The 13,883-nt window shown below is 72.1% G+C and carries 14 protein-coding genes; 10 read left to right on the top strand and 4 right to left on the bottom strand.

Annotated features, from left to right (window positions below):
* Positions 1–29 precede the first annotated feature (29 nt).
* Positions 30–2,156 (top strand): beta-galactosidase, encoded by a 2,127-nt coding sequence (locus ACNYC2_RS11330; protein ID WP_419707112.1) that lies wholly within the window; start codon positions 30–32, stop codon positions 2,154–2,156.
* Here the strand turns inward: ACNYC2_RS11330 and ACNYC2_RS11325 are convergent, their stop codons facing one another.
* Entirely contained in the window at positions 2,157–2,720 is a 564-nt protein-coding gene (locus ACNYC2_RS11325) for a MarR family winged helix-turn-helix transcriptional regulator (protein WP_419707111.1), read from the bottom strand.
* A gap of 119 nt (positions 2,721–2,839) precedes the next feature.
* Between ACNYC2_RS11325 and ACNYC2_RS11320 the strand changes: the two genes are divergently transcribed.
* Together ACNYC2_RS11320 and ACNYC2_RS11315 are read left to right on the top strand one after the other, a co-directional pair.
* Complete coding sequence (locus tag ACNYC2_RS11320) at positions 2,840–3,286, top strand: pyrimidine dimer DNA glycosylase/endonuclease V (protein WP_419707110.1); 447 nt, start codon at positions 2,840–2,842, stop codon at positions 3,284–3,286.
* The gene (locus tag ACNYC2_RS11315; RefSeq protein ID WP_419707109.1) at positions 3,283–5,433 is read left to right on the top strand and encodes an MMPL family transporter; all 2,151 of its coding nucleotides are present in this window, start codon (positions 3,283–3,285) and stop codon (positions 5,431–5,433) included. The genes ACNYC2_RS11320 and ACNYC2_RS11315 overlap by 4 nt, the downstream gene beginning before the upstream one ends.
* A gap of 86 nt (positions 5,434–5,519) precedes the next feature.
* Here the strand turns inward: ACNYC2_RS11315 and ACNYC2_RS11310 are convergent, their stop codons facing one another.
* Together ACNYC2_RS11310 and ACNYC2_RS11305 are read right to left on the bottom strand one after the other, a co-directional pair.
* A complete protein-coding gene (locus tag ACNYC2_RS11310; protein WP_419707108.1) occupies positions 5,520–6,314 on the bottom strand; it encodes a ferredoxin reductase in 795 nt (264 codons plus the stop codon).
* On the bottom strand, positions 6,307–6,969 hold the full coding sequence (locus ACNYC2_RS11305) for a sulfite oxidase-like oxidoreductase (RefSeq protein WP_419707107.1): 663 nt from the start codon (positions 6,967–6,969) through the stop codon (positions 6,307–6,309). The genes ACNYC2_RS11310 and ACNYC2_RS11305 overlap by 8 nt, the downstream gene beginning before the upstream one ends.
* Before the next feature lie 143 nt (positions 6,970–7,112).
* Between ACNYC2_RS11305 and ACNYC2_RS11300 the strand changes: the two genes are divergently transcribed.
* The 7 genes from ACNYC2_RS11300 (at position 7,113) to ACNYC2_RS11270 (ending at position 13,455) form a co-directional block, all read left to right on the top strand.
* A complete protein-coding gene (locus ACNYC2_RS11300; RefSeq protein ID WP_419707106.1) occupies positions 7,113–7,889 on the top strand; it encodes an NPP1 family protein in 777 nt (258 codons plus the stop codon).
* The gene (locus ACNYC2_RS11295) at positions 7,838–8,518 is read left to right on the top strand and encodes an alpha/beta fold hydrolase (RefSeq protein ID WP_419707820.1); all 681 of its coding nucleotides are present in this window, start codon (positions 7,838–7,840) and stop codon (positions 8,516–8,518) included. Before ACNYC2_RS11300 ends, ACNYC2_RS11295 begins: the two co-directional genes overlap by 52 nt.
* Before the next feature lie 92 nt (positions 8,519–8,610).
* Positions 8,611–10,047, top strand: a complete 1,437-nt coding sequence (locus ACNYC2_RS11290; protein WP_419707105.1) for an NAD(P)/FAD-dependent oxidoreductase — start codon at positions 8,611–8,613, stop codon at positions 10,045–10,047.
* Complete coding sequence (locus tag ACNYC2_RS11285; protein WP_419707104.1) at positions 10,037–11,611, top strand: cytochrome b; 1,575 nt, start codon at positions 10,037–10,039, stop codon at positions 11,609–11,611. Before ACNYC2_RS11290 ends, ACNYC2_RS11285 begins: the two co-directional genes overlap by 11 nt.
* 4 nt (positions 11,612–11,615) lie before the next feature.
* Positions 11,616–12,110 (top strand): MarR family winged helix-turn-helix transcriptional regulator, encoded by a 495-nt coding sequence (locus ACNYC2_RS11280; protein WP_419707103.1) that lies wholly within the window; start codon positions 11,616–11,618, stop codon positions 12,108–12,110.
* 110 nt (positions 12,111–12,220) lie between these two features.
* Entirely contained in the window at positions 12,221–13,027 is an 807-nt protein-coding gene (locus tag ACNYC2_RS11275) for an MBL fold metallo-hydrolase (RefSeq protein WP_419707102.1), read from the top strand.
* Positions 13,018–13,455 carry a nuclear transport factor 2 family protein gene (locus ACNYC2_RS11270; RefSeq protein ID WP_419707101.1) on the top strand — a complete coding sequence of 146 codons (438 nt, stop codon included), beginning with the start codon at positions 13,018–13,020 and terminating at the stop codon, positions 13,453–13,455. Before ACNYC2_RS11275 ends, ACNYC2_RS11270 begins: the two co-directional genes overlap by 10 nt.
* A 64-nt stretch (positions 13,456–13,519) precedes the next feature.
* Here ACNYC2_RS11270 and ACNYC2_RS11265 read toward each other — a convergent pair whose 3' ends face one another.
* Positions 13,520–13,795 carry a DUF1905 domain-containing protein gene (locus ACNYC2_RS11265; protein WP_419707100.1) on the bottom strand — a complete coding sequence of 92 codons (276 nt, stop codon included), beginning with the start codon at positions 13,793–13,795 and terminating at the stop codon, positions 13,520–13,522.
* Between the last annotated feature and the right edge of the window lie 88 nt (positions 13,796–13,883).

Raw genomic sequence — 13,883 nt, 5'->3', positions numbered from 1 at the left:
GTCTGACAGGTCCCACTTGAGAGGCAAGCATGAGCACACTGCAGCACCTGACCGACGGGGTCCTGTTCGGCGCCGCCTACTACTACGAGTACCACCGCCCGGAGCAGCAGCGCGCCGGGCAGCTCGAGCGGGACCTGGACCTGATGGTCGAGGCGGGCTTCACGGTGATCCGGGTCGGCGAGTCCGTCTGGTCCACCTGGGAGCCGGAGAACGGCCGCTTCGACCTCGACTGGCTCCAGCCCGTGCTCGACGGCGCCCACGAGCGGGGCATCAAGGTGATCCTCGGCACGCCGACCTACGCCGTGCCGATGTGGCTGGCCCGGCTGTACCCGGAGATCAACGTCGTCCGCCGTGACGGGACGGCGATGGGCTGGGGCTCGCGCCAGGAGATCGACTACACGCACCCGGCGTTCCTGTTCCACGCCGAGCGGATCATCCGCGCCGTCGTCGCCCGGTACGCGCAGCACCCCGCCGTCGTCGGCTACCAGGTGGACAACGAGCCGGGCAACGAGATCTTCCACAACCGGCAGGTCTTCGAGCGGTTCGTGGACCACCTCCGCGCCCGGTACGGCACGGTCGAGCGGCTGAACGACGAGTGGGGCCTGACGTACTGGTCGCACCGGCTGTCCACCTGGGCGGACCTCTGGACGCCGTCGGGCAACGGGCAGCCCCAGTACGCCCTGGCCTGGCGCGAGTTCCAGGCGCAGCTCACGACCGACTTCATCGGCTGGCAGGCCGACGTCGTCCGGGAGTACGCGCGCGAGGACCAGTTCGTCACCACCTGCATCTCCTACGACCGCCCCACCGTGCAGGACGACGCGCTCACCCGCGACCTCGACGTGACCGCCGGCAACCCGTACTACCGGATGCGGGACCACCTGGCCCTGCCCCTGACCGCCGCCCCGGACGAGTCCTGGATGGCCTCGGGCACGTGGGCGCTGTACGGGATGGCGGACCGCATGTACTCCTCGAAGCAGGCGCCGTACCTCGTCACCGAGACCAACGCGCAGGCGATCGGCGGACCCCACCAGAACGAGCCCGCCTACGACGGCCAGTGGCGCCAGGTGGCCTGGGCCCTGGTCTCCCGCGGCGCCACGATGATCGAGTACTGGCACTGGCACACGCTGCCGTACGGCACCGAGACGTACTGGGGCGGGATCCTGCCGCACTCGCTGGAGCCCGGCCGGACGTACCACCAGCTGGCGGCCCTGGGCGGTGAGCTGCGCACGGCCGGCGCGGCGGTCGCCAACCTGACCCCGGACGCCGACGTCGCGCTCGTGTACTCCACCGCCAGCAAGTGGTCGCAGGCGGAGTTCCCGCAGGTCGGCGGGGGCGCGGGGGCGGACAGGGGCGGCTACCACCGGATCTTCGACAGCTTCTACCGCGGGGCGTTCGACGCCGGCCTGCAGGCCCGCCTGCTGCACGACACCCGGCTCACCGAGCGCACGCCCGAGGAGGTGGCGGCCGAGCACCCTGTCCTGGTCGCGGCCGGCGTCACGATCGCCGACGACGCCTGGCTGTCGTGGCTGGAGCGGTACGCGGCGGCCGGCGGGCACCTCGTGCTCGGCATCCGCACCGGGTACGAGGACGAGGAGGCCCGCGCCCGCGCCGAGCGCAAGCCCGCGCACCTGAGCGAGGCGGCAGGCGTCTTCTACGACGAGTTCGCGAGCATCGACACGCCGCTGCCCGTGCAGGGCGCCGACGGCTTCGAGCTGCCCGACGACGCCCGCGCGACGAGCTGGGTCGACAGCCTCCAGGTGCTCGACGCCGACGTGCTCGTCCGCTACGACCACCCGCACTTCGGCCGGTGGCCGGCCGTGACCACCCGGGCGCACGGTTCCGGCCGGGTGACGACGGTCGGCACCATCCCCGGTCCGGCGCTGGCGCGTGCGGTGCTGGGGTGGGCGGCGGCGCAGGGGCGACCCGCTGCGGCGTCCGCCGGACCGGAGTGGCGTCCGCAGGGACCGTCGCAGACGGTCGCCGGCGCCACCAACCCCGCGGGCGAGCGCGTGCGGTTCGTGCACTCGTGGTCCTGGGAGCCGAGCACCTTCGTCCTGCCGGGCGCGGTGCGCGACCTGCTCAGCGGCGAGGAGCTGGCCGCCGGTGCGGAGCTGGCGCTCGGGCCGTGGGACGTGCGGGTGCTGCTGGAGACCTGATCAGGCCGTCTTGTCAGGCAGGTCCTGGTCGGACGCCGCCAGGTCGTCGAGGAAGCGGATCACCGTCTCCCGCTCCTCGGCGGTCAGGCGGGCCGCGGCGTCGAACCGTCGGGCGTGGCTGCGCCCGACGGTCTCGCGCGCGACGTGCCGCGTCTCCGGGGTGACCTCGATCGCGAGGCTGCGCCGGTCCGAGGCGTGCGGGGTGCGCCGCACGTGGTCGCCCGCGGCGAGCCGGTCGATGAGCTTGGTGGTCGACGCCGTCGTGATGCCCAGGTGCTCGGCGATGGCACCCGGCGTCACGACGCGGCCGTGGTTCTGCATGGCGATCAGGAAGCGCAGCGCACGCATGTCGGTGTCGCCGAGCTTCATGTAGCGCCGCGAGGCCTCGCTCATCCGGCGCTCGGTCTCGCGCCAGCGGCGCAGCGCCTCCAGGACGCGCACCACCTGGTCGATGTCGGCGTCCTCCAGGCCCGCGAGCCGCACGATCTCCTGGTCGGGATCCATGATGCGCGGATCCAGCATCGACGGCTCGGCGTCCTGGCGGGTCAGAGCTTCGGGATCCACGTTCGGATATTACCCCCTTGCCTTATTGCGTCATTTGCTTGCAGGTAGCCAGGCTAGCTAAATTGGCAGGCGGACGACCGGGCGCCCGACCCGGCCGACATCACAGGAGGTGCCGACGCATGCGGCTCTGGTCATTGGATCCGGCACTGCTCGACCGCCAGGGTCTCACCGCATGCTGGCGCGAGGCGCTGCTGGCGCAGGCCGTGCTGCTCGGCCGCACCCAGGGCTACACCGCGCACCCCCAGCTCGACCGCTTCCGCGAGCACCCGCAGCCGGCCGTCGCGATCTCGGCCTACCTGCACGGCGTGCGGGACGAGGCGACGCGGCGCGGCTACCAGTTCGACGCGCAGCGGATCGCCCAGCCGCTCGACCAGCTCACGCGCGACACGGCACGGATCGCCGTGACCGCCGGACAGCTCGACCTCGAGTGGCAGCACCTCCTGAGCAAGCTCGCGGTCCGCTCCCCCGAGCACCGCGCCCAGGTCGTCACGACCGGACCGCCGGCGGCCCACCCGCTGTTCGTGGTCGTCCCGGGCCCTGTCGCGAGCTGGGAGCGCGCCTCGTGAGCGCGGGTTCACGCGTGCCGCGCTGGCTCCGGGTGACGCTGCCGGCCGTGCTCATCCTGGTCTGGCTGGTGGGTGCGGCGATCGGCGGTCCGTACTTCGGCCGGGTCGACGAGGTCTCCTCCAACGACCGCACCGCCTACCTGCCGGAGACCGCCGAGGCGACCGAGGTGCAGGAGCGGCTCTCCGGCTTCACCGACGGCGACGCAGTGCCCGCGATAGTGGTCTTCGTCGCCGGGAAGGATGCCGGGCAGGGCGCTGCGGCCGAGCTCACCGACGACGACCTCACCGCGATCGGCGAGCGGCTCACGGCCGCCGGCGAGCTGGAGGTGGTGGACGGCGACGTCTCCCCGCCCATCCCCGCCGAGGACGGCGCCGCCGCACAGGCCTTCGTACCGCTCTCCGGCTCGGCGGACCTCGGCGAGGCCACCGGCGAGCTGCGGGACACGCTGAGCGAGGGCCTGCCGGCCGGCGTCGACCTCTACCTCACAGGCCCCGCGGGCTTCTCGAGCGACCTGGCGTCCGCGTTCGCCGGGATCGACGGCCTGCTGCTCGGCGTGGCGCTCGCGGCGGTGCTGGTCATCCTCGTGGTGGTCTACCGTTCGCTGCTGCTCCCGCTCGCCGTGCTCGCGACCAGCATGTTCGCGCTGTGCCTCGCACTGCTGACGGTCTGGCACCTCGCCAGGGCCGGGGTGCTGCTGCTCAGCGGGCAGACCCAGGGCATCCTGTTCATCCTCGTCATCGGCGCGGCGACGGACTACGCCCTCCTGTACGTCGCACGCTTCCGCGAGGAGCTGGTGCGCACCCCCGACCGGTGGACCGCCACCCTGCGGGCTCTGCGGGGCTCGTTCGAGCCGATCCTCGCCTCGGGCGGCACGGTCATCGCGGGCCTGCTCTGCCTGCTGCTGAGCGAGCTGCGCTCCAACAGCACGCTGGGCCCGGTCGCCGCCGTCGGCATAGCGTTCGCGATGCTCGCCGCGCTCACGCTGCTCCCCGCGCTGCTGCTCGCGCTCGGCCGTGCGGCGTTCTGGCCCCGCCGTCCGGCGTACGACCCTGCCGCCGAGCGGGCCGGCTCGGCACGCGGCGGCGAGCTCGGGCTGTGGGGTCGGGTCTCCCGCGCCGTCCGCACCCGGCCGCGGACCATCTGGATCACGACGGCGGCGGTCCTGGCCCTCGGCTGCGTGGGGATCACGCAGCTCCAGGCCTCGGGCGTACCGCAGTCGGAGCTGGTCCTCGGCGCGTCCGAGGCGCGCACGGGGCAGGACCGGCTCGCCGAGCACTTCCCCGCCGGGTCGGGGAGCCCGGTCTACGTCGTCGCGCCCGAGGACGAGCTGCAGCGCGCGGCCGACGTCCTACTGCGGGAGGACGGGATAGCGCAGGTGGCGATCTCGGCGGACACCCCGAGCGGGACCGCGCCGGTCACTGCCGAGGGCGTACCCGAGCCGACCGTCTCCGACGGCGAGGTCCTCCTCCAGGGCACGCTCGACGACGCCGCCGACTCGGCCGCCGCGGAGCAGACGGTCCGCGACCTGCGCGCCGCCTACGCCGACGCGGTCCCCGAGGCGCTGGTCGGCGGCGAGTCCGCGACCGACCTCGACACGAACGACGCGTCGATCCGGGACCGAACCCTCATCGTCCCGATCGTGCTGGTCGTGATCCTGCTGATCCTGATGCTGCTCCTGCGCGCCGTGCTCGCGCCGGTGCTGCTGGTCCTCACGACGGTGCTGTCCTTCGGGACGGCGATGGGTGTCTCCGCCCTGGTGTTCAACGACCTGCTGGGCTTCCCGGGCGCCGACCCGGCGGTGCCGCTGTTCGGCTTCGTCTTCCTCGTCGCGCTCGGGATCGACTACAACATCTTCCTGATGACCAGGGTCCGCGAGGAGTCGATCGAGCACGGGACACGTGAGGGCGTGCTGCGCGGGCTGCGGCTGACCGGCGGCATCATCACGTCGGCCGGGCTCGTGCTCGCGGCGACCTTCACGGCGCTCGCGGTGATCCCCGTGCTGTTCCTCGCGCAGCTCGCGTTCATCGTCGCCTTCGGCGTCCTGCTCGACACCTTCGCCGTCCGGTCATTCCTCGTCCCCGCCCTCGGGTACGACATCGGCCGGGCGATCTGGTGGCCCTCGAAGCTGGCGCGCGGCCAGAGGTAGCTCCTGACCAGGACTCAGGAGGACAGGCGGAGCCATAACTGGCCCAGTTATGGCTCCCCCTGGCGTTACGGTCCGGCCCAGCCTTCTCAGTCCCCCGCCGGGCCGAACCGCTCGGTCCGGACGCGGGCCGGGTCGTGGCCCTGGCCCACGATCATGCGCGAGACCGCCTCGACGAACCCCGTCGGACCGCAGACGTACACGCGCGGTTCGAACTCGGCCGGCCAGCCCCACGAAGCCAGCTCGGAGTCGGTGAGGCGTCGCGGACCGCGCAGCGCGGTGAGCGAGACCGCCCTGGTGTAGATGGTGCTGGCCTCGAAGCCGTCGCCACGGGCGACGAGCTGCTCCAGCTCCGTCGTGTACAGCCGGTCCTCGGGCGTGCGCACCGAGTAGATCAGCCGGAACGGCGTACGGTCACCGGCCTCGCGACGCGCCCGGGCCATGGCCATCACCGGGACCAGCCCCGACCCGCCGGCCAGGAGCAGGACGGGCGTACCGGCGTCGGACACGGGGTCCCAGACGAACCAGCCACCGATGGGGCCACGCACCTCGATCGCGGAACCGGGCGGGAACTGGTCGACGAGGTACGGGGAGACTTCGCCGTCCCGAACCCGCTGGACCGTCACCTCGACCCGGCCGCTGCCGACCGCCGTCGGCCCGCTCGCGAGGGAGTACGAACGTTCTGCCGTGTACCCGTCGGGCGCGGTGAGGCGCAGGTCCAGGTGCTGGCCGGCCAGGTGTCCTGGCCAGCCCGGGATGTCGAGCACGAGCGTCGTCGCGGTGGGGCTCTCGGCCCGGCGTTCGACGAGGGTCGCGACCTGCCAGCCCGACGGGACCGCGTACCTGTCGCCGAGCCGCGAACCAACCGCCCGCGCCTCAGTCACCCTGGTACCTCTGCTCGCGCCACGGGTCGCCGAGGTCGTGGTAGCCGAGCTTCTCCCAGAAACCGGGCCGGTCCGTCGGCATGAGGTTGAGCGAGCGCACCCACTTGGCCGACTTCCAGAAGTACAGGTGCGGCACCAGCAGCCGGGCGGGGCCACCGTGCTCGGGGTGCAGCGGCTTGCCGTCGAAGGTGTGCGCGATCCACGCCTTGCCGCCCAGGAGGTCCGCCACCGGGAGGTTCGTGGTGTAGCCGCCGTAGGAGCCCACCATCGCGAAGTCCGCGGTGGACTCCACCTCGGCGAGCAGCACGTCGAGGGAGACCCCGCGCCAGCGGGTGCCGAACTTGGACCAGCGCGTGACGCAGTGGATGTCCACGGTCGGGGTGTCCTGGGGCAGCGCCATCAGCTCGGGCCAGGTCCAGGACTTCGTGGCGCCCGCCTCGTTGGTGACGGTGAAGCTCCAGGTCTCCGTGCTCACGTTGGGCGTGGGGCCCGCGGAGAGCACGGGGAACCCCTCCTCCGCGTACTGCCCGGGAGGCAGGGTCACACCTTCGGGACGCGCACGTCCGTGGAAACCGGGGGTCAGGGTGGCGCCGAGGCCGTGGTCGAGTCCGGCAGGGTCGGGTCCGCCCGGTGCGGGCGGGGTCGCGCTGGTCATGCCTCAAGGTAGTGCGACGACGGGCACCGCGTCATGTACGGGATCACCCTCATTGCTCGGTCACGGACCCGCCCATAGCATCCAGCTGTCGCGATTTTCACCCGCCCTCGTCACACCCGGTCAGGCCCGACGGAAGGCCAGTCATGCACCGACCTCGCTCAGCGCGTCTCGTCGCCACGCTCGCGATCGCCGCGCTCGCCCTGACCGCACCCGCGGCCGTCGCGCACGCGGACCCGCCCCCCAACCTGCCGCAGAACGCCACAGGGATCGAGCAGAGCTTCTCCCCCGCCTACGACTACGACGGCGACGGCTGCTACGCCACGCCCGCCATCGGCCCCGACGGCACCATCGCACCCGGCCTGAACATCGGCGGGGCCGTCAACGGGAACTGCCGCGACCAGTGGGACCTGGACAACTCGCAGACCTACTCGCGGGAGAAGTGCAACAACGGCTGGTGCGCGGTGATGTACGCGAGCTACTTCGAAAAGGACCAGACGATGGACGGCCCCATCGCCATCGGGAGCCACAAGCACGACTGGGAGCACGTCGTCGTGTGGGTGAACCAGGCGTCGAACCAGGTCGAGCACGTCTCGATCACCGAGCACAGCGGGTCGGCCACCTATCCGCGGTCGCAGGTCCGGTTCGAGGGGACGCACCCCAAGATCGTGTTCCACAAGGACGGCCCGAGCACCCACCTGTTCCGGCTGGCGAACGGTAACGACGACCCGCCCGAGAACCACTACGGCAGCTGGCGCTACCCGCCCCTCGTGGGCTGGGACGGCTGGCCCAGCACGTCGCTCCGCGAGCGCCTCATGACCGCCGACTTCGGCGGGGCGACCATCAAGATCGACGACGGCGACTTCACCTACTGGCTGGAGAGGATGAAGCCGGCCGGGATCCCGTTCAACCCGACCGCGTAACACCCACCGGGCCCGCTGCGGCCAATCCGCTGCGCTCGGTCTCCGGCGACGCCCAGTACGTCCGCGACGTGATCGCGTCGATCGAGGGGCCGGTCGTCCTGGTCGGCCACTCGTACGGCGGCATGGTGATCACCGAGGCCGCGGCCGGCAACGACCAGGTGGTGGGCCTCGTCTACGTCGCGGCGTTCACGCCCGACACCGGGGAGGACGCGTTCACGCTGTCGGCCAAGTTCCCCGGCAGCACCCTCGGCGGGGCCATCGCCACCTACCCGGTCTCGACCGGCGGCAACGAGCTCGTCATCCGGCCGGAGGTGTTCGGCGAGCAGTTCGCCGCCGACGTCGACGGCGACCTCGCCGCGCTCATGGCCGCCACGCAGCGGCCCGTGACCGAGGCCGCGCTCACGGAGGACCTGCCCACGTCCAGCCCCGCGTGGCGGACGATCCCGTCCTGGTTCGTGTTCGGCGAGGCCGACCGCAACATCCCGGCCGAGCTGATCCGGTTCATGGCGGAGCGTGCGGGCGCCCGCACGGTCACCGAGGTCCCCGGGGCCTCGCACGCCCTGGCCGTGTCCCACCCGGTGGTCGTGGCCGAGACGATCTTCGCCGCGGTCCAGGCGACCAGGCGGTAGCGGTAGTGGCCGGAAGCCGGTGTGACCACCACCACGTCACATCCGATCGCGCTGCGTTGTCGATCAGGTAAGACCACCAGGAGGAGGTTGTGATGGGAAACATCTCGGGACAGACACCGGAGAAGATCCTGATCGTCGGCGGTGGCTACGCCGGCTTCTACACCGCGTGGGGACTGGAGAAGAAGCTCCGCCGGGGCGAGGCCGAGGTCACCCTCGTCGACCCGCACGGTTACATGACCTACCAGCCGTTCCTCCCCGAGGTCACGGCCGGTTCCATCGAGGCACGGCACGTCATGGTGTCGCTGCGCAGGCACCTGCGCCGCACCACAATCATCGCCGGCCACACGACGTCCATCGACCACGCGCACCGCACGGCGACCGTCCGGACCAACGACGGCGCGCTGCGCGAGATCGGGTACGACACGATCGTCGTGACCGCCGGGGCCGTGACCCGCACGTTCCCGGTCCCGGGGGTCGCGGACGAGGCGATCGGCCTCAAGCACGTCGAGGAGGCCGTCGCGATCCGCGACCAGCTCCTCACCGCATTCGACCGCGCGGCCCTGCTCCCGCCGGGCAACGAGCGCCGACGGCTCCTGACGGTAACCGTCGTCGGCGGCGGGTTCACGGGCGTCGAGGTGTTCGGCGAGCTGCTGTCCCTGGCCACGGGTCTGCTGCGCTCCTACCCGGAGCTCGGCCGCGACGACCTGGCCTTCCACCTCGTCGACGCGAACAAGCGCATCCTGCCCGAGGTCACCGACGAGCCCGGCCGGTGGGTGGTGGAGCACCTCAAGCGCCGGGGCGCGCGCATCCACCTGGGCACCCAGGTCGTCTCGGCCGCGGACGGCCGGATCCTGCTGTCCACCGGGGAGTCGTACGGCAACGGCCTGCTGATCTGGGCCGCGGGCAACGGCAGCAACCCCGTCGTCGCGCGGAACACGGACCTGCCGGTCGACGAGCGCGGCCTGGTCCGCGTCCGGGCCGACCTCCGCGTGGGAACGGACGAGGCGCAGGTGCCCCACGCCTGGGCCGCCGGCGACAACGCGGCGGTCCCCGACCTCGCCTCCCCCGTGCCCGGCGCACGGACGGTGCCCAACGCGCAGCACGCGGTGCGCCAGGGCAAGCTGCTGGCCGCCAACCTGGTCGCCGACCTCCGTGGCAAGCAGCCGCGGCAGTACCTCCACCACAGCCTCGGCGTGGTGGCCACCCTCGGCATCGGGCAGGGCATCTTCCAGTACCGCCGCCTGGTCATCAAGGGTTTCCTGGCCTGGCTCATGCACCGCGGCTACCACGTCCTGGCCGTCCCCACCTGGGAGCGCAAGGTGCGCGTGCTGCTCGTGTGGGTCTCGGCGGTGTTCTTCGGACGCGACATCATCCCGCTCGCCACCGTGCAGCGGCCGCGGGCCGCCTTCCTGGCGGGCGGCGACCCGTTCGCGGGGATCGACGGCGCACGAGCCGACCTCGCGCGAGTCGCCGACGCCCAGGCCACGGACGACCGGCCCGAGCTGAGCGTGGTGCGCGATGCCGGCTGACCCGGTCGGGCGCACCCTGGGCGCCGCCGTCCGCACGTTCGTCACCGACCTTGGCCAACGGCGGGTGTACCTGCGCTGGTCGAACCTCTTCGGCGTCGTGACGTTCGCCTGCCTGCTCGTCCTCGCCGTGACCGGGGTGCTGCTGGCGACCTGGTACACGCCGTCGAACGACCTCGTCACCTACGCCGGACCGTACGGGCCGTTGCAGGGCGCGACGGTCACCGAGGCCTTCGCCTCGACCATGCGCATCTCCTTCGAGCAGACCGGTGGCCTCCTGGTGCGCCAGACCCACCACTGGGCGGCGCTCGTCATGCCGGCGTCGATGATCATGCAGCTGCTGGTCACCTTCTTCACCGGCGGGTTCCGCCGTCCGCGGCAGCTGAGCTGGGTGCTCCTGGTCGTGGCCTTCATCCTGGTGCTCGCCGCCGGGTGGAGCGGGTACGCACTGCCGGACGACATGCTGTCCGGCACCGGCCTGCGCATCGTCGAGGGTGTGGTGCTCAGCATCCCGTTCGTCGGCACCTGGGTGGCCGGCTGGATGTTCGGCGGGCCGTTCCCTGGCCAGATCATCGAGAACCTGTACCCGGTCCACGCCGTCATCGCGCCAGGGCTGCTCGTGCTGGTCATGGCGGTGCGCGGCGTGCTCAGCCTGCGGCACGGGCAGGCAGCCCACCCCCGGCCGACGCCGACCCCGTCGCTCGGCCTGCGCCTCTGGCCCGACGCCGCCCTGCGCGCCGCCGGGATGACCGGGATGACGAGCGCGGTGCTGGTGCTGCTCGGGGCCACCTCGACGATCAGCCCCGTCTGGTCCTACGGGCCCGCGTCCGTGGGCGAGGTCGGCGCCGGGAGCCAGCCCGACTGGTACATGGGCTTCCTCGACGGCGCGCTGCGGCTCGTCCCCGTCGGCTGGGAGACCGAGTGGATGGGCTGGACCATCACCTTCGCGACCCTGGTGCCCCTCGTCGTGATCGGCGGCTACTTCGCGCTCCTGATCGTCTACCCGTACCTCGAGGCGTGGGTCGACCGGGACAGGGAGCTGCACCACGTGCTCGACCGGCCGCGGAACGTCCCGTTCCGCACCGGGGTCGGCGTCGCCGGCGCACTGTTCTACGGGATCCTGTGGGGCGCCGCGAGTGCCGACATCGTCTCCACGGAGTTCGGTGTGCCGTTCGAGACGATCATCACGACGCTGCAGGTGGCGCTGCTCGCGGGTCCCCCGCTGGCGTTCGAGGTGACCCGGCGGATCTGCATCGGCCTGCAGCGCAAGGACCGCGAGATCGCGCTGCACGGGCACGAGACGGGCCGCATCGTCCGGATGCCGAACGGCGGTTACGCGGAGATCCACCGGCCGGCGAGCGAGGACGAGCGGGCGCTGCTGTCCGTGGCCCCGGTACCGGCGGTGCCGGGTCGGCCCGACCAGCGCGGGCACCTCAGCGGGCGGGAGCGCCTGCGCGGGGCGCTGTCGCGGCAGTTCGGGACGGGACACGTCGCACCGGTACCCGAGCGCGACCCCGTCGGGGCGATCGGTCCGGGCCGGGAGGACAGCGCGTCTCACCTACGCTGAAGCGATGAGCCCCACGCCCGAGTTCTCGTCCCCGCGCGAGGCCGCGTACGACCCCCGGATCCTCGTCTTCGGCCGGCTCCTCGGCGCCGCGAACCGGCTCGACTACATCCTGGGCCGGGCGCTCGAGGAGCAGATCGGCCTGAGCCACACGGTGTTCGAGCTGCTGCTCGTCGTGGGTCGCGCGGGCCCCGACGGCGTCCCGGTGCGGGACATCGCCCAGGCGCGGGTCCTCACCTCGGGCGGCGCGACGCGCCTGGTCCAGCGGGCCGCCGACCAGGGGCTCATCGAGCGCGGCCCGTCCCCCGACGACGGGCGCGTCCAGCTGATCCGCCTGACCTCCGCCGGCGAGGAGCTCCTGCTCCGGGCGAGCGCCGTCCACGCGCGCAACATCGAGCAGTACCTGGTGGACGTCCTCCCGGCGGACCAGGCGGAGGTCTTCGCCGTCGCCATCCGCACCCTGAGCAAGAACGCGGAACAGCACCTCCCTGTCATGCCGTGAGCCAGGTTCCGCTCCTCGGGAATAGCTGACTAGTCAGCCTTTGTTCCACCTGTACGCGGCCACCACGCCGCGCCACCCGCCACCGGGCGCCCCGAGGTAAGGAACACACCATGTCGCTGTCCTTCGAGGTCTTCGACCTCGACTTCCCCGCCGGTTCGAAGAACAAGTCCGCGGTGCTCGTCACCGGCGAGAACGAGGCCCTGCTGGTCGACGCCGGCTTCACACGCGCCGACGGGCACCGGCTCGCCGCCGCCGTCCTCGACTCCGGCAAGACCCTGGGCACGGTGTTCGTCAGCCACGCCGACCCCGACTTCTACTTCGGCCTCGAGGTCATCGCCGACGCCTTCCCCGACGCACGGATCGTCGCCACGCCCATCGTCATCGAGCACATCGACGCCTCGTACGAGGGCAAGCTGAAGGCCTGGGCGGCCCTCGGCGCGAACCTGCCGACGCGGCTCGCGAAGATCGAGCCGCTCACCGACGACTTCATCGACGTCGACGGCGCACGCTTCGAGCTGCGCGGCGGCTCCGCCGTCCTGCCCGACCGCCACTACCTCTGGACCGCGGAGCACCGCGCGATCGTCGGCGGCGTGCTCCTCTTCCAGCAGGAGCACGTCTGGGTGGCGGACACCGCGACGCCCGAGCAGCGCGCCGCCTGGATCGAGCTCCTCGACCAGATGCAGGCGCTCGACCCCGAGCTCGTCGTCGCCGGGCACCGCCTGCCCGGCACGGCGAACGACGCGAGCGCCATCGACTACACCCGCACGTACCTGCGCGACTTCGAGCGCATCCTCGACGCCTCCGCCGACGGCGCGGCGACGACGGCCGCGCTGGTCGAGGCCTACCCCGCCTCGGGGATGCTGATCGCGGCCCAGCTCGGCCCGAAGGTCGCGAAGGGCGAGATGACATGGGGCTGACCGCGGGCACAGAGAGCACGACGGCGTTCGAGACGTCGGCGGCGCCCCGCGACGTCGTCCGCCGGCAGTACCTGGCCTCGGCGGCCGGTGACCTCGAGGCGCTGCGCGCCACGATGGCGCCCGACGTCGAGTGGACCGAGATGGCCGGGTTCCCCCTGGCCGGCACCTACCGCACGCCCGAGGGCGTCACGTCGAACGTCATGACGAAGCTCGGCCAGGAGTGGGAGGGCTGGGCGGCGCACGACGACAGCTACGTGGTCGACGGCGAGAACGTGGCGGTGCTCGCGCGCTACACCGCGACGCACCGGGGTACCGGCAAGGGCCTGAACGTCCGCGTCGCCCACCACTTCGTCGTGCGGGGCGGGCTCATCGTGCGCTTCGAGCAGTTCGTCGACACCGCGCTCGTGCGCGACGCGGCGACGGCGTAGGGACCGCCCACCAGAGGCCGACGACGGCGGGTCCGGAGCACCGCTCCCCGCGCCGGACCCGCCGTCACGCCTTCTCCAGAACCACCCGCACCCGGTCCCCCGCCGCCTTGCCGATCACCTTCCGGGTGGCCGCCTTGACCGGCCCCACGTGCGCGCCGTTACCGGTCGGCATCAGCGTGATGGCGACCGCATGGTCGTCGATCGTTCCGGTGACCCGCACCGGCTTGCCCGTCCCGAAGAACGCGCGCGACCCGGGCACGTCGAACACCGTCCACGAAGCGGCCTCGGGCGAGACCCGCAGCTGCGCCTCGAACGTGAGGGATTCCGAGCTGTCCACCATGTCGATCTCCTTTTCTCACCGGATGCATTTCTAGACTGACAAGTCCAATAACTAGACTCTAGACTGCTCGGTATGATGTTGCAAGGAG

The organism is Promicromonospora sp. NFX87 (assembly GCF_048564965.1).
Lineage (GTDB): Bacteria > Actinomycetota > Actinomycetes > Actinomycetales > Cellulomonadaceae > Promicromonospora.
Note: the sequence above shows the minus strand (reverse complement) of the source record. Positions and strands in the feature narration are given on the sequence as shown.